The organism is Rhodococcus sp. PD04 (assembly GCF_035918275.1).
GTDB lineage: Bacteria > Actinomycetota > Actinomycetes > Mycobacteriales > Mycobacteriaceae > Rhodococcus > Rhodococcus rhodochrous.
The window spans coordinates 1,498,331-1,515,925 of the sequence record NZ_CP142143.1 but is presented as its reverse complement, the minus strand read 5'-3'; the positions used below and the strand labels follow the sequence as shown (position 1 = coordinate 1,515,925).

General features: G+C 70.3%; 14 protein-coding genes. 2 read left to right on the top strand and 12 right to left on the bottom strand.

The window, feature by feature from the left end:
- Positions 1-10 precede the first annotated feature (10 nt).
- From U9J23_RS07060 to U9J23_RS07025, 8 genes are all read right to left on the bottom strand, one after another.
- Entirely contained in the window at positions 11-1,909 is a 1,899-nt protein-coding gene (locus tag U9J23_RS07060; RefSeq protein ID WP_106200355.1) for an FAD-dependent monooxygenase, read from the bottom strand.
- 2 nt (positions 1,910-1,911) lie between these two features.
- Entirely contained in the window at positions 1,912-3,249 is a 1,338-nt protein-coding gene (locus tag U9J23_RS07055; RefSeq protein ID WP_326602042.1) for an MFS transporter, read from the bottom strand.
- Between the two features lie 154 nt (positions 3,250-3,403).
- On the bottom strand, positions 3,404-4,336 hold the full coding sequence (locus U9J23_RS07050; protein ID WP_106200357.1) for a LysR family transcriptional regulator: 933 nt from the start codon (positions 4,334-4,336) through the stop codon (positions 3,404-3,406).
- 30 nt (positions 4,337-4,366) lie between these two features.
- Positions 4,367-5,719 carry a permease prefix domain 1-containing protein gene (locus U9J23_RS07045; RefSeq protein WP_085470473.1) on the bottom strand — a complete coding sequence of 451 codons (1,353 nt, stop codon included), beginning with the start codon at positions 5,717-5,719 and terminating at the stop codon, positions 4,367-4,369.
- Positions 5,719-6,081 carry a PadR family transcriptional regulator gene (locus tag U9J23_RS07040; protein ID WP_085470457.1) on the bottom strand — a complete coding sequence of 121 codons (363 nt, stop codon included), beginning with the start codon at positions 6,079-6,081 and terminating at the stop codon, positions 5,719-5,721. Before U9J23_RS07040 ends, U9J23_RS07045 begins: the two co-directional genes overlap by 1 nt.
- 95 nt (positions 6,082-6,176) lie before the next feature.
- Entirely contained in the window at positions 6,177-7,097 is a 921-nt protein-coding gene (locus tag U9J23_RS07035) for a hypothetical protein (RefSeq protein WP_272269343.1), read from the bottom strand.
- 48 nt (positions 7,098-7,145) lie between these two features.
- A complete protein-coding gene (locus U9J23_RS07030; protein WP_272269345.1) occupies positions 7,146-9,221 on the bottom strand; it encodes a hypothetical protein in 2,076 nt (691 codons plus the stop codon).
- A 216-nt stretch (positions 9,222-9,437) separates the two neighbouring features.
- Entirely contained in the window at positions 9,438-9,635 is a 198-nt protein-coding gene (locus tag U9J23_RS07025) for a hypothetical protein (protein ID WP_085470460.1), read from the bottom strand.
- A gap of 210 nt (positions 9,636-9,845) precedes the next feature.
- On the opposite strand from U9J23_RS07025, the gene U9J23_RS07020 reads away from it, so the two are divergent.
- Positions 9,846-10,751 carry a hydroxymethylglutaryl-CoA lyase gene (locus tag U9J23_RS07020; RefSeq protein WP_272269373.1) on the top strand — a complete coding sequence of 302 codons (906 nt, stop codon included), beginning with the start codon at positions 9,846-9,848 and terminating at the stop codon, positions 10,749-10,751.
- The gene (locus U9J23_RS07015) at positions 10,748-11,707 is read left to right on the top strand and encodes a glycerate kinase (protein WP_272269348.1); all 960 of its coding nucleotides are present in this window, start codon (positions 10,748-10,750) and stop codon (positions 11,705-11,707) included. Before U9J23_RS07020 ends, U9J23_RS07015 begins: the two co-directional genes overlap by 4 nt.
- A gap of 57 nt (positions 11,708-11,764) precedes the next feature.
- On the opposite strand, the gene U9J23_RS07010 is transcribed toward U9J23_RS07015, so the two are convergent.
- The 4 genes from U9J23_RS07010 to U9J23_RS06995 all read right to left on the bottom strand — a co-directional run bounded on the left by U9J23_RS07010 (position 11,765) and on the right by U9J23_RS06995 (position 17,590).
- Entirely contained in the window at positions 11,765-12,766 is a 1,002-nt protein-coding gene (locus tag U9J23_RS07010; protein WP_106200359.1) for a hypothetical protein, read from the bottom strand.
- An 83-nt stretch (positions 12,767-12,849) separates the two neighbouring features.
- The gene (locus U9J23_RS07005; RefSeq protein WP_272269351.1) at positions 12,850-13,344 is read right to left on the bottom strand and encodes an LppA family lipoprotein; all 495 of its coding nucleotides are present in this window, start codon (positions 13,342-13,344) and stop codon (positions 12,850-12,852) included.
- Positions 13,341-14,930 carry an alpha/beta hydrolase gene (locus U9J23_RS07000; RefSeq protein WP_326602033.1) on the bottom strand — a complete coding sequence of 530 codons (1,590 nt, stop codon included), beginning with the start codon at positions 14,928-14,930 and terminating at the stop codon, positions 13,341-13,343. The genes U9J23_RS07005 and U9J23_RS07000 overlap by 4 nt, the downstream gene beginning before the upstream one ends.
- 134 nt (positions 14,931-15,064) lie before the next feature.
- Positions 15,065-17,590, bottom strand: coding sequence for an ABC transporter permease (locus tag U9J23_RS06995; RefSeq protein WP_059382928.1), 2,526 nt, complete (start codon positions 17,588-17,590; stop codon positions 15,065-15,067).
- Positions 17,591-17,595: the final 5 nt, after the last annotated feature.

The window sequence follows — 17,595 nt, the reverse complement described above, 5'->3', positions numbered from 1 at the left end:
ATGTGATCGCTCAGGCCTGCGGGGCGAGTTCCTCCACGCGCAGCGGCGAGGTGTCCGCGGCGGCCGCGATGGCCTCCTCGAACTGCCGGCGGTCGACCTGCGAGCCGAGCACCAGCGCGAGTCGCGCCAGGAAGCCCTCGCGGTCGTCCTCGGCGGCCTGGTCCAGGGCGGTCGACAGACCGAGCCAGACGTTCTCACGTCGTTGATCGTCCTCGGTGACCTGCTCGGCGGGCCGGGCCGGGAGTTCCGCACCGGCAGGAGCGGCACCGGAGCGCAGGGACGCCGCGACACCGTCCAGGTCGGCGACCGGCACACGGCACAGCAGCAGACCGTCGGGGCGGATCACGAAAGCCTCACCGGCCATCGCGCCGAGTGCCTCGACGAGATCGGGCGCGTCGAGGAGCGTCACACCGTCCACCTCTGCGCTGTCGACGGCCAGGGCCGCGACGCTCTCGGGGGCGAGCGCCTGCGCCAGGCTCGTTGCGGCGGTGGCGAGCGTGGCCGAGCCCGCGGCGTCGAGGCCCACACCGAGCACGGCGAATCCGGTGCCGCGCGCGTCGTTCAGCGACGTCTCGCGACCGGCGATGCGGATCCGGCGATCCTCGACGGGATCACCCGGCAGCACACCCTCGGTTCCGGGGGCGACCGACCAGGTCAGCGGCGACAGGCGGGCGTGCGTGGCGCTGGACTGACGCGGGTTGATCAGGTGACCGAACTCGGGGCGTCCCACGGCGAGCGCGAGGATCGCGTCGCGCGTCGTGCGGTAGCCGTGGCTGCCGGGGCTCATGATGAGCGTGGACTTGCCGGCGTTGGCGACGTTCTGCTCCCACGCGTTGTGGCGTTCGAACGAGTACGCCTTCAGCAGGGCGGGTTCGGCGTTGCCGTTCACGACCGCGGCGAGCTGCCACGCGAGGGTCTCGGCGTCCTCCATGCCCGAGTTGAGCCCGCGCACACCGAAGATCGGCACGAGATGGGCCGCGTCACCGGCGAAGAGGAGACGGTCGTGGGTGAACTCGTCGAGGGCGAGTGCGCGGGCACTGTAGAAGCCCTTCCACTCGAGGGTCCACGGCAGGTCGTTCTGCAGCCAGTCGAGGTGCTTGGTGATGCGGGCGCGGATCGCCTCCTCCTGCGTCTCGATCTCGGCGTCCTCGGACGGGTCGAGCTGGTAGTCGATGCGCCAGATGTTGCCGGGCTGCTTGTGCATGATGATCGTCGAGCCGGGGTTGCTCGGCGGGTCGAACCAGACCATGCGCTCCGCGGGGAGATCGGACTCCCAGTGGATGTCGGCGATGACGTAGCGACCCTCGTAGCTGGTGCCCTGCAGGCGCAGGCCTGCGAGTTCGCGCATGCGGCTGCGGCCACCGTCGGCGGCGACGACCCAGCGTGCGCGCAGGTGGCGCTTGCCGGCGGCGGTGTCGACCTCGAGGGTGACCTCGTCCTCGCCGCGCAGGATCCCGGCGATCGGCGCCTGCCAGTGCAGGGTGATGAGGGGGTTCTGCTCGATGGTGTCGACCATGATCTGTTCGAACTCCGACTGGGAGACGTTGATCATGGGCGGACGGACGTCGAAGTCACGCTGCGGCATCTGGAAGTGCAGGACCTGCTGGTCGCGGTAGAAGCTGCGACCGCCGACCCACGGCAGCACGATCTTCTCGAGCTCCTCGCCGAAGCCGAGGCGCGCGGCGGCTTCGAGGCTGTGGCGGGAGATGCAGATGGCGCGCGAGCCGAAGGACACCTGATCGGCGGCCTCGAGGATGGTGACGGGCACACCGCGCTGGGCGAGTCCGAGGGCGACGGCCATGCCCACCGGTCCGGCACCGACCACGACGACGGGCAGCGTCTCGTCGGCGGGAGTCATCGACTCGAACTCCGACGCGGGGTACTTCGGCGGCTGGTAGTAGGTCGACATGGTCAGACACCTTCCTCGGGAGAACGGCGGGAGTCGGTGATGTTCGCGTATCCGGCGGACGGCACGCGCAGCAGCAGGATGCTCATGAGGCTGATCAGCGCGATCAGCACGAAGTAGCCGGTGATGGACATCGAGGTGCCCGTCGCGGCGAACAGGGAGGTCGCCACCATCGGTGCGAGACCGCCGCCGAGGATCGCGCCGATCTGGTAGCCGAGCGACGCACCGCTGTAACGGATCTTGGCGGGGAACAGTTCGGCGAACAGTGCCGACTGCGGACCGGCACAGCAGCCGAGGGTGAAGCCGAGGCCGACCATGGCGACGAGCATGACCGGCAGGAGCGCCGTGTCCATCAGGGGGAAGAACAGGGCGGCCGCGACGACCAGGCCGGCCGAGGACCGGATGTAGACGGTGCGCCGTCCGACGAGATCGGAGCGCCAGGCCGCGAAGGCCATGCCGGCCATCCAGAACGGGCACGAGGCGATCAGCAGCGCGAGCATCGTGGTCTTGCTGAACCCGAGCGTGGCCTCGCCGTACTTGAGGACGTAGACCATGTAGGCGTAGGCGATGCCGTTGGTGGCGATGAAGGTGCCGCCGGCGAGCAGCACGGTCTTCCAGTGCTGGGTGAGCACCTCGAGGATCGGCAGCTTCTCCTCGGCCGCGGGGGCGTCCTTGGCGGCCTTGAACTCTGCGCTCTCCTCGAGACCGAGGCGGATCCACATGGCGACGAAGACGAGCACCGCCGAGGCGAGGAACGGGATGCGCCAGCCCCACGCGTTGAACGTCTCCTCGCTGAGGAAGGCGGTCAGCGGCAGGTACACGAGGTTCGCGATCAGCACACCGGCCGGCACACCGATCTGCGGTGCCGCGCCGTAGAGGCCGCGCTTGCCTGCGGGGGCGTTCTCGGTGGCGACGAGCACCGCTCCGCCCCACTCACCGCCGACGCCGAGGCCCTGGATGAACCGCAGGGCGACGAGCAGGATCGGTGCCGCGACGCCGATGGCCGCGTAGTTCGGGAGCACGCCGATCGCCACGGTCGCGAAGCCCATGAGCAGCAGCGAGACGACGAGCATGGACTTGCGGCCGATGCGGTCGCCGAAGTGACCCATCACGACGCCGCCGATGGGGCGGGCGATGAAGCCGACGGCGAGCGTGGCGAAGGCGGCCAGGGTCCCGGCCACCTCGGACGAGCCGGGGAAGAACTGCGGGCCGAGCACGAGTGCCGCGGCGGTGCCGTAGATGAAGAAGTCGTACCACTCGATGGCGGTACCGACGAAGCTGCCGAGCGCGGCTTTGCGTGCGGCTCTTGCCGACGTCTGCGGCGTCGAGTCAAGGACGGTCATGTTCAGTGCCCTCTCCGGCGGTCGATCCGAGGCATCCGATTAACGAGCGTTCGGACGCAGTGGGACCAATCATGAGAGCGGTCACATCGTTTGCAAAGCGCACAAAGTCGGTGAATATCCTCGGAAATTCCGTGGATAGGGACGTTCGGCCACGTCAGAGGGCCTGTGAGGTCCTCGCGACGTCGACGACGAAGTCCATGAAAGTTTGGGCAACACGGCTCGGAAGGGCGTCCTTGCGCCACGCGAGCACGACCGGCACGGGTTCCGGGACCGGATCGACGACGGGCAGCAGGACGAGTTTCCGGCCCTCGTAGGTGACGTCGACGGCGGGTCGCTGCACGAGCAGGGTCCAGCCCAGTCCGCGGCCCACGAACGATCGGGCCGTCTCGAAGGTCTGGGTCCGGTAGGCGATGGACGGGGTGAAACCGGCCTCCGCGCACACCCGTAGGGCGTGCCCCGAACTGGGCGGGGCGTCGAGGAGCACCATCGGCTCGTCGGCGAGGTCGTGCAGACGCACCTGCGAGGCCCCGGCGAGCGGATGATCGGCCGAGACGAGCACCATCGGCTCGCGGACGTCGAGGGTGACCGTCTCGAGTCCCGGTTCGAGATCGAGGTCGTAGAGGAAGGCCACGTCGAGTTCGTGCGAGTCGAGCAGCATCCGCAGACGGTTCTGGGTGTCCTCGCGGAAGTCGACGTCGGCGCGCGGGTGCGCGCGGGTGAACTCGGCGATGAGGGCGGGCAACAACGTCGGCGCGAGGGAGAGGTAACACCCCACCGCCACCGGACCGACGATGTCGCCCGCCTCCGACCGCGCATCGCTCTCGAGTTCGCTCGCGTGGTGCAACAGCATCTTCGCCCGCTCGAGCACCGCGTGACCGGTCGGTGTGAGCTTGACGCCCCGGGCACGTTGCCGGACGAGGAGTTTGACGGCGAGGGCCTTCTCCAGGTCGGTGATCGCGGACGAGAGCGCCGAGTGGGACATGTGCATCGCGTCGGCGGCCGCGGTGATGGTGCCCCACTCGGCGACGGCGACGAACGCCGCGAGCTGCCTCATCGTGTACGTGGGCACCGCGTCCGTCCTGGGCATGGTCCTACCGTAGTCCCGCGTGGAGAGCGCTCACATGAACCGGAACAGCGGCGGGATCGCGACGACCGCCAGTGCCGCCCAACCGCAGTAGACGGGCAGGTACCGCATCTGCCACCGCTCGACCGCCGCGAAGCCGGTGCGGCCCCGCAGGAACGAGATGCCGAGCCACGCCGCCCACACCAGATTCACCAGGAGGACGAGGTTCAGGCCGAGCGCGGTGACCTTGTTCGCGGTGAAACCGAACTCGGCGATGCGGGTCGCCATCGCGGTGAGCATCAGCAGGTCGACGGCGAGCGCGGCGGCGATCAGCACGACCTGCAGCAGATCGAAGACGTCCGGTGCGGCGTGCGGGTCGCGGGCGGAGATCGAGTAGAGCAGGAGCCCGAGGACGAGCACGAGGATCAGGTCCATGAGGATCAGCAGGCCCCGATCGACGTCGAGGACGCTGTGGGACGCGATCACAGCGACGAACAGCGCGACCAGCATGAGGATCGTGACGGGTGTGAACACCCGGGTGAGAACGGGAGCGATGTTCTCCACGACCTGCTGTTTCGCCTCGACGAGCCAGGCCGCGACGACGAGCGCTCCGGCCGGCCCGAACGGGAGGATCCACTGTTCGAAGAACGGTTCGATGTCGATTCCCAGGGCACTGAAGGCACCCGCGGTCAGTCCCATGAGCACGCCGCCGCCGAGCGCGAGCAGCGCCAGGTACACGGCGCACTCCCCCGTGAAACGCACGAAGTCCATGCGACGACGGTGGGATCGCCACTGCCCCGCGACGTAGGCGGCTCCGACGACGAACCACAGGGCCACAGGGGCGTGGATCGCCGCGATGATCTCGGTGGCGCCGCCCGGTTCGAACGGGAAGACATCGAGCACGATCGCCGCGAGGACGAACGGAAGGGCAAGGAGCGCACTGCTCTTCACGCTCATCTCCCGCTTCCACGCGAAATACAGCGTGAGGAAGGGCAGCACGAGCACGGCGGCGTTGCGCAGCAGCGCGGTCTCGGGGAGCCATTCGAATCCGGCCCGGACGGCGAGACCGGCACCGAGCGCACAGGCGAGGACGACCGCGAGTTCTTTACGGCGCCGCGGAGTTCCGGATTCCTCACCGCGACCGACACCGGTGAGGACGAGCTGCTTCCACAGCCGGTCGGAGTGCTCCTGGGCGAACTCTCGGGAGACCTCGTCGAGACCACCCATTCGGCCGACCGCGACGAGGAATGCTTCGTCGGCGGTCAATCCGACCGACACGAGATCCGAGATCTGTTCCCGGAGATGATCTTCCATCTCGTCGATGTCCGAGGACGAGATGACCCGGTGATCGGCGACGTAGCTGCGCCAGCCGGCGATCCGATCCTCGAGGTGCGCGTCGAGTGTCATCACGACCACCCCGGTGCGGCAGCGGGAGGCAACTGGGCCGATTGCCACACCTGGTGCAGGGCCTCGGCGACGACCGTCCACTGCGCCGCGCGCTCGGCGAGGACCTCGCGGCCCGCGTCGGTGATGGCGTAGTGCTTGCGGCGTCGCCCGTTGTCGGCGACACGCCAGGTGGCGGAGACGTGTCCTGCCCGCTCGAGACGGTGCAGGAGGGGATAGAGCATCCCGTCGGTCCACTGCATCCGGCCCTGTGACAACTCGTTGACGCGTTTGATGATCGCGTACCCGTACGACTCGCCCTCGGCGAGGATGCCGAGCACGAGCGGAGTGGCGGACGCGGCCACCAGATCCTTCTCGATGAACATGTCGCCCTCATACCTAGAAGTTCTATGGATAACGGTGACCCTAGCAGATCTAGGTATTCAAACCGGGCGATCTCCCCGCAGCGGTGCGGTGGCCGCTACTGCCGGTCGTCGGATCCGGTGGCCGGGGCTTCGTCGGATTCGGAAGCGTCGGATCCGGAAGCGTCGGAACGACTCCACGTCTCCGTCACCCGCGCCCGGCCGCGTTCGAACACATCGCCGAGGACTCCCCCGACCGCCTTGAGCGGGCTGCTCATCGAGTCCAGGGCCTCGGCGATCACCGGGTCCTCGCCCTCGAGCCAGCCCGCCTCGTCGGCGCGGCACGCCCACCGGAAGTCGTCGAAGTCCTGACGCAGACCCGCAAGCACCTTCGTCGTCCGTCCCGACGACAGGCGGCGGACGACCTCGATCGGGGTGCCCTCCGCGAACCGGGCGAGCGCGGCCCGGGCGCGGCGCAGCAGTTCGGCGTCCTGCGTGAAGTGATCGGCCAGGACCTGCCGCGCGGAGGCCAGCGCGTCGCGCAGTTCCGGGTCGGGCGTGCGCGCCAGGTGCACGCGGTGCCACAGGAACAGGCAGTCCTCGATGATCACGAGCAACTGCATCGTCTCCCCCAGCGCCTCCTCCACCGCGACCTTCTGCAGCAGTTCGACGTGCTCGCCCACCGCCGCATCCAGTCCGAGATCGTCGAGCGACGACGAGACGTGCCCGCGCAGACGCGTCGCCGTCCGGGCGAGGACCGGTCCCAGGTCGGCGATCGCCTGCCAGTCCCGGTCGGGCAGCCCGCCCGTGTGGTCGACGAGCGACGCCGCCCTGGTCAGCGCATTGTGGGTCGCGACGATGTCGCCGGCCGGCTCTGCCCCGGCCAGGTCGAGGACGCGGTCGACGGTTCCGGGCGCCGCATCGTCGCCTTCGAGACGCACGACGGCGGCCTCCACCGACGCGACGGCTCCCCGCAATGCCTCGAGGACCGCGTCGGGGGCGGTGGGGACTGCAGCGGAGGGTTTCGACGTGTCGGCCATTCCCCAATCGTGCTACGTCCGAGGGCCGGATGCATCACGTCCTCCGAGTCAGTTCGGGACGCGCACCCAGGCCTGTTCGAGCAGGGCGACCACTTCGGTCTCCCTGCGGGCCCGGTACGCCGACAGGATCCGGCGCGGGCGCGACTCCCCGTCGAGGCCGAGAGCGGACGCCAGGGCCGACGCGATCCGCTCCTCCGGGACGGTCTCCGGTTCGGTGTGGCCGATGAGCGAGAGCGCCTTGCGCAACGGTTCGGCGTTGTCGGCGACGGTACGCAGCGGCAGGACGTCGAACCGGCCGTCGGTGCGGACCTCGAGCAGCAGCTCGTTGTCCTCCTCCACCCCGACGTCCTCGAGGAACCGGCGGATCGAGGACAGACGCGGCACCGGTCCCGTCCAGCGCAGTGTCTGACCACCCAGACGGGACGGGAGCACCACGTGCCCACCGGGCGCGCACCCGGCGATCGCCGCGACGGCGGACGGAACCGTGAACTCGGCACCCCGCAGGTGGTCGCGGGTCGCGGGGATCCGCAGGCGCCAGGCCTCGCCCAGCCGGTAGAGGCGGCGCGTGCGCTCGGGCACGGCGATCGGGACGTGCGCGCGGTGACGACGCCGGACCCGGCCGTCGACGACCTCGAAATCTCCTCCGGCCGTGAACGTCCGGGCGGAATCCTCGGAGACACCGAACCGGTCGACGAGCGCGGCGACCACCATGTCGCGATCGGCGCTCCCGCCACGGGCATCGACCAGCCGCGCGATGCGGTTGCGGATGGCGGTGACCACGTCGACGTCCCATTCGGCGAGCGCCCAGCGCTCGCCGTCGGACGTGAAGCGCTCGTCGTCGGCGAGTTCGGAGACGAGGGTGTGGACGTCGGCGTTGACCCCCATGCGCGCGACGAGCGTGTCGGCGGTCAGCGGGTCGCCGAGCACCTCGAGGACCTGGGCTGCGCGACCGGCGAGCCCGTCCGGCGGAGACAGCAGACGGCCCTCGAAGGTCGTCGTGCCGCAGTACCGGGTCCACGCCTCGAACTCGTCGTCGGGAAGCGACCACACGGCCTTCACGGCGGCGGGCTCGACCACACCGTTCGCCGATTCGAACTCCGAGAGCAGTCCCCGGGTCTGCTTCTCTGCGTCGGGCAGGTCCGGTACCGCGATCCACCCGTCCGCGACCTCGAAACGGTCGTCGAGGCGGTGCAGCACCCGCCACAGGGGCACGTCGAAGCCCGGGACGGTCCGGCCCAGCACCGGGCGGGTGCGCACCATCCGGTCGAAGGCCGCCACCGGCCGCACGTCGACGCGCAACGCCGCGAGCAGGTCGCCGACCGCCGTGCCGAACGGGAAGGTGGACGGCGCGGCCGGGTCGGCGACGCCGTCGTGGACGCGGCGGCGCAAGGCGGTGCGTTCCGCCTCGGGCAACCCCTTCAGGTAGTCGGTGAGTTCGCCGATCGGATCGGCCGGCGTCGCCACCGGCAGGTCGCGGGCGGTGAGTGCCCGCAGGCGGGCCGCGGCGTCCTGGATCTCCTCCGGCGCCCCGTCGTCGATGACGGCCTGCAGGAGAGGAGCGTCGTCCCGGCCGCACACACGACTCCACCGCGCCAGCGCCGCCAGATCATCGAGGAGCAGCGCCGCGGCGGGCACCCGCGCGGCACGCGGGTCGGCTTCGAGCGTGGCCGGTTCGCGGAGCACCGTCGCGACGAGCGCGGCGCAGACGATCTCCTCCACCGCGTCGCGGTCGGCGCCGCGGATCCCGAGCAGGTCGGCGGGACTGCGACTGAACAATTCGGCCGTGGTGGGTGCGTGTGGAAGGCGCGCGACGAGGGTCGCGGCGGCAGGACCGAGATCGAGTGCGGCCACGGGCACTTCGTCCTCACGCAGGAGACCGTCCGCGAAGCGCAGCTCCGGGTGGTCGGTGACGTAGATGTGGGCGAGTTCGGCGCACAGTTCGGGGATCTCGGTGTGCTCGCAGGTCTCGGCGGGCGACTCGTTCTCCCACCAGCGGGGCGACGACACGAGCGCCCCGAGGGCGGCGGTGCGGGCCGAGCCGTAGCGGTCGATCCACGGCATCAGATCCACCCAGCGACGACTGTCGAGTTCGTCCGACGACAAGGCACGAGACCACAGCGACACTGACCGATGCTCCTCTTCCACGCCCGGCGGAGGCCGCGGGCCCCCTCTCCGGCGTCGACGCCGCGCTCGTGCAGCGCGTCCACGCGAGGCGCCCTCGACCCGGGCGCCGGTTCTCACCCTACAGTCCGAACACCCTGTTCCCCGTCAGGTGAGCGCAGTGTCGACCGCTCAGGTGAGCGCAATGTCGACCGCTCAGGTCAGCGCAATGTCGACCGCTCAGGTGAGCGCAATGTCGGAGTCGGAGTCGTCGCGCGCCTCCGGACGCAACCGCAGCAGGACGAGTCCCGTCACCGACGCGACGATGAGCGAGGCCACCAACCCGTTCACGTGGAGCGCCCACACGGCGATCATCGCCCCGGCCAGTCCCCCCAGCAGAGCGATCCAGAGCAGTACTTTTCCCAGGACCGAAGCCATTTCCCCGCACCTTCCGGCAATTCACGATCAGAACGGTGAGGATAGTGTCATCTGTCACAGTCCTCGCGAAAGTCCGTCGGTGTGTCGACGGATCGTGCCCGCACGGTGACCGGGGCATACTGGTGCGGTTCGAGACGGTGGGGTCGGCAGGAACACGACGGGGAGGCGGAAACTGTGGCGGGACCGACGAGTGACCGAGCACGCGCGGACGTGATCCTGCGGGACGTGACGCTGCGCGACGGACTGCAGCTGACCGGCAAGTTGCTCCCCACCGAACGCAAGGTGGAGATCGTCCGGGCGCTGCTCGCGGCGGGCGTGCCCGAACTCGAGATCGGCTCCCTGGCGCGTGCCGACCTCGTGCCGCCGATGGCGAACACCCTCGACCTCGTCGCGGCGCTGACCGAGGAGGAACTCGACCGCTGCTGGATCTGGGTCGCCACCCCGCGCCACGTCGAGAAGGCGATCGCGGCCGGTGCCCGCCGCTTCCAGTACTGCTTCTCGGTCTCCGACGCCCACAACCGCGCCAACATCGGCCGCGACACCGAGGACAGCATCGCCGCGATGCCGGCGGCGATCGAACGCGCCCACACCGCCGGCGGCAGCATCCAGTTGTGCCTGGCCACCTCGTTCACGTGCCCGTTCGACGGGCCGGTCGACCCCGACCGGGTCGTGGAGATCGCCTGCGACCCGCGCACCGACGGAGCCGCCGACATCGTCGTCGCCGACACCCTGGGCCAGGCCGTGCCCGGGCAGGTGTCGTCGCTGGTCGCGCGACTGGCCGCCGAATCCCCCGACCGGCGGATCGTCTACCACGGTCACGACACCTGGGGCCTCGGTGTCGCCAACAGCCTCGCCGCGATCGACGCCGGGGCGACCGTCGTCGACGGCGCGCTCGCCGGCCTGGGCGGCTGCCCGTTCGCGCCGGGTGCGAGTGGCAACACCGCGAGCGAGGACCTGTTGTTCGCGACGCGACCGTCGTGGCTGGATCCGGAGGTCTTCGGCGCCCTGGTCCGTCTCGGCGAGGACATCGTCGCCGAACTGGACGAACCGAACCGCTCGCGTGCCCGGCAGGGTGCCCGCTCCGAGGCCGAGGCCTTCGACTGGGTGCTCCGGTGACCCGCATCCTGATCGCCCCCGACAGCTTCAAGGGCACCTACACCGCGGTCGAGGTCGCCGACGCGATCGCCACCGGGGTGGAGAGCGCCGGGCACACCGCGATCCGGATGCCCGTCGCGGACGGCGGCGAGGGCACTCTCGACGCGCTCGCCGGGCCGCTCGGGCTGGCCCGGATCGAGGTGGAGGCCGTCAATCCGTGGCGTGCACCGTGCCGCGGGCTGCTGGGGATGTCCCCGGACGGCACAGCGGTCGTCGAACTCGCGACGGCGAGCGGCATCACCACCCCGCACGACGGTCCGCGCGACGCCGTCACCGCCGACACCTACGGCACCGGCATGGTCATGGCCGAAGCCGCCCGGCGCGGAGCACGGCACATCGTCGTCGCGGCCGGTGGATCGGCGACGACCGACGGCGGTGCGGGCGCGATCGCCGCGATCGACGAGCGGGGTGGCCTCGGCGACACCCGCGTGACCGTGCTGTCCGACGTGACGACGCGCTACACCGATGCGGCACGGATCTTCGGGCCGCAGAAGGGCGCCGACGCGGCTGCCGTCGCACTGCTCACGCGCCGCCTCGAGGAGACGGCGCTGACGCTCCCCCTCGACCCGCGGGAGGTCGACGGCACCGGAGCGGCCGGTGGTTTCTCCGGTGGCATGTGGTCGCGGTTCGGCGCCGAACTGCGGTCGGGAGCCGACTTCGTGCTCGACGCAGTGGGATTCGACGACGCCGTGCGCACGGCCGATCTCGTGGTGGTCGGTGAGGGACGGCTCGACGGCCAGTCGCGGGCGGGCAAGATCGTCTCCGTGATCCTCGCGCGCTGCGGCGACGTTCCGGTGGTCGCGGTGGTCGGGTCCGTCGGCGACGATCTCGGCGACTACCGCGAACGGTTCGAGGATGTCGTCGTCGCGTCCGATGCGGAGGCGCTGACGCGCGCCGGTCGGGCACTGCGCGCCTGAGGGCCGCGCCTTTCGACACTGCGCGCCCGAGGGCCGCACCCGGTCACGTTCGGTCGGTCACGGAGCGGTGGGAGGTGCGCTGCCACAAGGGATCTCGGTGGGTGTCTCCGGTGTCGGCCCCGGATCGACCGGATCGGACGCGTGGGCCGGCCACGATGCCGGTCGCGCCTGGGAGCACGGATCGGCGACGGGTGTGCGGTCGGGCGACGGCACCGGCGACGGCGGAGGCGCCACGGCGGTCTGCAGTCCGGGTGCGGAGCGCTCCGCCTGCACGCCGCTGCTCACCGCGACGGCCAGTCCCCCACCCAGCAGGGCGACGAGCGCGACGAGCGTGGCCAGCAGGACGGTGCCGCGACGGCGGTTCGTGGGCGCGGCGACGACCGCCGGGGTGCGACGAGCAGATGCGACGAGCGCGGCACCGGTCGCGCGGTGCCAGGGCACTCCGTGCGGAGTCACGAAGGGAACACCGAGGACGGTGGCGAGTTCTCGTGCCGGACGGGCATCACCGGGACGCAGATCGAGGAAGACCACGGCGTCGGGCGAGGTTCCGGCGCGGGCGACCGCTTCGTCCATCGCCTCGGGCAGGGACTGTGTGTAGGGACCGAACTCGTCGCCGTCGGGGCTGACCGTGGACAGCACCGTGCGCGAGGGGACGTCGACCATCGATGCGGATTCGACGCCGTAGGTGCGGGTGTGCAGGGCCAGGATCGGCAGTTCGGCGAGTTCCGGTGCGCCGGCGAGGAAGGCCAGCCGCGCTTCGTCGAGCAGGACCGTGTCGACGTCGATGCCGAGCACGGCTCGTACGGCCTCGGTGACCGGTTCGGCGTCGTCGTCGTTCTCGGGTCCGGTCACCACCGCGGCCGCGGACAGTGTCAGCGACGCCGCGGCGGCGCGTTCCGCCATGGTGGAGGCGGCAGCGGCGGCGGCCTCGGCCGGTGTGTCCCCGGGTGTGCCGAAGCCTCGCTGGGAGTCGAACGGACCGAGACTCGGCACGTCGGCGTCGACGAGGACCGCGCACACTTCACCGTCGTCGACGGAGATGCCGAGCATCGGGCGCATCTGTTCGTCCCTCCACGGCTGCAAGCACGAATCACGACGGCCCGAGCGGCCGTCGCTCGGACGAGCCTAACCGACATCTGCAGCTACTCCCGGTAACAACCGACGGTGAGTCCGACGGTGGCGGCGACGTAACTGCCGAAGGTGATGTACGAGCCGTCGGCGGCGAACATCCGGATGGCGAAACCGGTGTCCGGGGGCAGCACATGACGACCGTGGAAGCCCGCCCGCGCGGCGGTGTCCTCGAAGACCCTGGCGGCGCGGTCGAGTTCGTCGACCGGTACCGGCCGGCCCGATCCGTGGATCGGAAGGTGCACCGTCAGGCCCGAGGTGCCGTCGGGTAGCGTGCATCCCGCGGTGGTGCTCGCGTACTTCGGTTCGAATCGGACACCGGGGAACTCGGCGGACAGTGCGGTGAGGACGTCGCGCTGCACGGCGGTGTAGAACTCGACCGCGCCCGCGCTGGTCGTGGCGACCGGTTCGGGCATCGCGACCGGTGTCACCGTGGTGGTGCACGCGGCGAGCAGTGATGCCGGCAGGACGACGCACGCCCCGAGCCGGGAACTCCACGCAGAGGTCACGGCGTACTCCGTTCTGCGGTGCCCGCGACGACACCGGCGATGTGGTGGGAACTCGACGTTCCGGGGATGAGATACGAACTGTGGCCGGTGATGCCCGCGAGCGGGGTGCCGGCGGCGGTGGTGCCTGGACCGGCCGGAAGATGTGTCAGGCCGTCGAGGAAGCTCGGGTCGCCACCGAAGGTTCCGACGTCGGCGACGATGTCGCACTCGGCTTCGACGAGATAGGCGGAGCCGGGTGGGATCCGCAGGTCGGTCACGTCGCCGGTCCCGATTCCCGGAGCTCCGACGAACACCGCGGCGTCGGCCGCGCCGGTCTCCCTCAGCGCCAGTCCGGAGACGACGGCCCCGTAGGAATGCCCGACCGTGGTGATATGCGGGTCGTCGGGGCGCGAGGCCGCGACGCCGTCGAGGAAGTCGACGAGACGAGGCGCGGCGATCCGGGCGGCGAGGTCGGAGACCGGGCTGCGCTCGGTGAACGCGAGACCCCATCCCCACTGGGGCGCCTGGTAGTCCAGCCAGGTGACCGCAGCGACGGAGGGATCGCCGTCGGTGTGGTCGGTGAGGTGGAGCCGAGCGGCATCGCGCAGTGCCGCGACCTGGGCGTCGTAGCCTTGGAGATTGCCCTGCACGGTCGAGCCGGCGCCGGGGACGAAGACGGCCAGGTGGTCGGCGGTGTCGACGTTCCCGACGGCCACGGCCGCCATCGCTTCGCGCCCGGACAGGTCGAGGGCAATCAGTTGCCGGTCGCCGTGGGCGAGGGTCGCGTCGATCGCGTCGAGGGCTTCGATCTTCCGCTCCGTCTGTTCGAGTCCCGCGTCGGCGTGGGTGAACAGTCCGGTGATACCGAGACGGTCGATCACGGCGCCACCGAGGAACATCGCGTCGAGCTCGGCCCGCAGCTGCGTCGCGACGGATTCGAGGCGGCGGCGTTCGTCGGCGAGCAGAGCACGATTGGCGAGATCGCGAGCCGCGGCGGGTATTCCGTCGAGAGCGCCGATCCGTTCGGGGTGTTCGGCGACCAGCGCGGTGCGTGCCGCCTCGTCGAGCCCGTTCCACCATTGCGCGACCTGCACGGGGCCGGCCGCAGGATCCGGCAGGGTCGGCAGCGTCGTCGATTCGGACCGCGGAATCGCGGTGTGGAGGAGATCCTGTTCGCCGAGAACCGGTGCCGGAAAATCCGATTCGGATCCCAGCCGAGCGGCGGCCTCACGGTCGAGTCCATCGGCGCGGACGAGCAGCGATCGCAGCGACGCTGCAAGCAGTTCGTCGGTCTCGAGTGTGAAACCTCGTGCAGCAGCCCTGGTCTGCAACTCGTGCAGTTCGGCATGCAGTGCCCGAAGTCGCGGCACCACGAATCGCGCGCACGCGGACACGCGCCGATACTCCTCTGCCTGTGCCGCGAGATCCCGCTCGTACGAGGAGAATGCGGACATCGCTGCGTCGTGCGCCGCGCCGCTCCAGGCGTCGCCGAAGGACGCCGACCGCACGACGTCGCCGGCTACGGCGTCGACGGCGTCGGCGCATGCCGCGAGCTCGGTCGCCGTGCGCTCGAGCGCTTCCGGATCCCACCCCGCCAGATCGTCCACCCGCACACCACCACCCCCTGCCGCGGAAGCATAAGGGGCACCGACGACGACCGGCCCGCGGATCGCTCCGCGGGCCGGTCGCTGTGGACAACTCCACTGCCTGTGGACAACTCGTGTCCGCAGGTACTTTCTGCCTACATGTCGCTGATCGCCTCGAGCGGCGGGGTCTTCGCCGCACGCTGGCCCGGCCACAGCGCCGCGAGGACACCGATGATGCCGGATGCCACGAGCATGCCGACGACCTGCGACCACGGCACCGAGATGATGTCGAGTCCCTGATCGGCGAGGGTACGCACGAACGCCCAGCCGAACGCGAGACCGAGCACGACACCCACGACCGCACCGAACACCGCGATGAGCAGCGACTCGAGGTAGATCGTGCGACGCACCTGGGCGCGCTGCATACCGACCGCGCGGAGCATGCCGATCTCCCGCCGCCGTTCCACCACCGACAGCGCCAGGGTGTTGACGATGCCGAGGATGGCGATGACCACGGCGAGGGCGAGCAGGCCGTAGAGGATCGCGAGGAGCATGTCGATCTGCTGCGCCTGCTGTCCCTTGAACTGCTCACGGTCGAGGACCTGCACGATCACGTAGTCCTTGACCGCCTCTTCGATCGACGCGCGCACGGTCTCCGGATCGGCACCGTCGACGGTGTTCATGAGAACCACGAGCGCCGACCGGTTGTTCGGCGGCGTGAACTGCTCGAACAGCTGCTGCGAGACGACCCACGGACCGATCAGCTGGTTGTCGGCGAAGATGCCGGCGACCGTGGTGTCGACGGTGTCGCCGTCGCGGCTGGTGAGCGGAACGGTGGAGCCCACCTCCCAGCCGTGGTCGTCCGCCGAGGTCTGCGAGACGAGGATCTCGTCCCCGGTCACCTCGAAGGCGCCCGCGACCATGTCCAGGTCGAGAACGTCCTGGAGGGGTCCGCCGGCTCCGGTGCCGAATTCGAAGTCCTCGTCGATCTTGGCCTGCACACCGTAGGCGGGCACGACCTCCTCGATGCCGTCCACCCCGCGGACCGCCTCGGCGGCGGGGGCCGGGACGCCGAACATCTGCGGCCCGGTGAGCATGAAGTCCGCTTCGACACCGTTGTCGACGAGGGCGTCGACACTGGCCTTCGCCGACGACCCGAACACACCGATGACGGAGACGAGCATCAGGCCCAGGGTGAGGGCGAAGGCGGTCGCGGCGGTGCGACGCGGATTGCGGGTCGCGTTGGTGCGCGCGAGCCGGCCGATCGCCCCGAAGGGCCGGGCGAAGACCGCACCGAGCGCGTTCACGACGGGCCGGGACAACGCCGGCGCCGCGAACAGCACCGACAGGATCAGCAGGAAGGCACCGATACCGACCGTCGCAGCCGCGCCGCCACCGACCTGCTGTGCGCCCACCACGACGAGCGCCGCACCGACGATCGCGCAGAGCACACCGATGATCGTGCGGATGCGCAGCGATTCGACGGTCGCCGTGGACTCCTCGCGCATCGCGGCGACGGGCGGAACGTGGGTGGCGCGCCGCGCCGGGGCGTACGCGCTGATCATCGTCACGACCACGCCGACGAGCAGCGCGACGATCACGGTGCGCGGGGACAACTGCAGCGGGCCCGACGGCAGTCCGAGATCCGCGGCGTTCAGTGCCGCGCGCAGACCGTAGGCGAGCGCGACGCCCGCGGCGATACCGATGATGCTGCCGATCAGACCGACGACGAAGGCCTCGAGGGTGACCGACCGGCCGACCTGCTTGCGGCTCGCCCCGATCGCACGGAGCAGGGCCAGTTCGCGCAGTCGCTGGGCGACGATCATCGAGAAGGTGTTGTAGATGATGAACGTGCCGACGAGCAGTGCGATCGCGCCGAACGCGAGCAGGAAGTAGTTGAGGAAGTTCAGGGCCTCGGCGACCTGCGATTTGGTCTCCTCGGTGACCTCGGCTCCGGTCTGTACCTTCAGGTCGGGCAGCGCCGCCGCGATCTCGTCGCGCAGCTGCTCGGGCGAGAGCGAACCGTCGCCCGCGACGTCGAGGAAGCCGACGTGCCGGCCGTCGGTGAACAGCTGGGAGGCCTGTTCCTCGGTGAACAACGCACCGATGTAGCCGCCGGTGTCGGTCTCGAGTTCGTAGATGCCGCTGACGGTCACCGGCACCATGCCCTGCGAGATGGTGAGCACGGTCGTGCTGTCGCCGATCGCGAGATCGCCGCGTTCGGCCGCACTCTCGTTGAGCGCGATCTGCCCGGTCTCCGCCGGCGGTCCGCCTGCCACGAAGGTCTCCGGCTCGCCGACGAGACGGTCGGGCGGGATGTAGGCGTAACCCTCGGCGGGTGCGCCTCCGGTCTGGATCGCGGCACCCTCGGAGTCGAGGACGATGATGCCGCCACCGATCGACGGGGACGTGCGCTCGACGCCGGGGAGGGCGGCGACCTGGTCGACGGCCTCGATCGGGACACCGCTGGTGCCGTACTGCTCGGTGCTGACGCGGACGTCGACGCCCTGGGCGACGTCGCCGAAGATGTCGTCGAAGGTGCGCTGCAGGGTGTCGGTGAAGACGAACGAACCGGTGATGAAGGCCGTGCCGAGCACCACGGAGAGCACGGTCAGGGCGAGCCGCACCTTGTGCGCGGCGAGGTTGCGCAGGGCAACCCTGCGGATGGGATTCCCACTCATCGCAG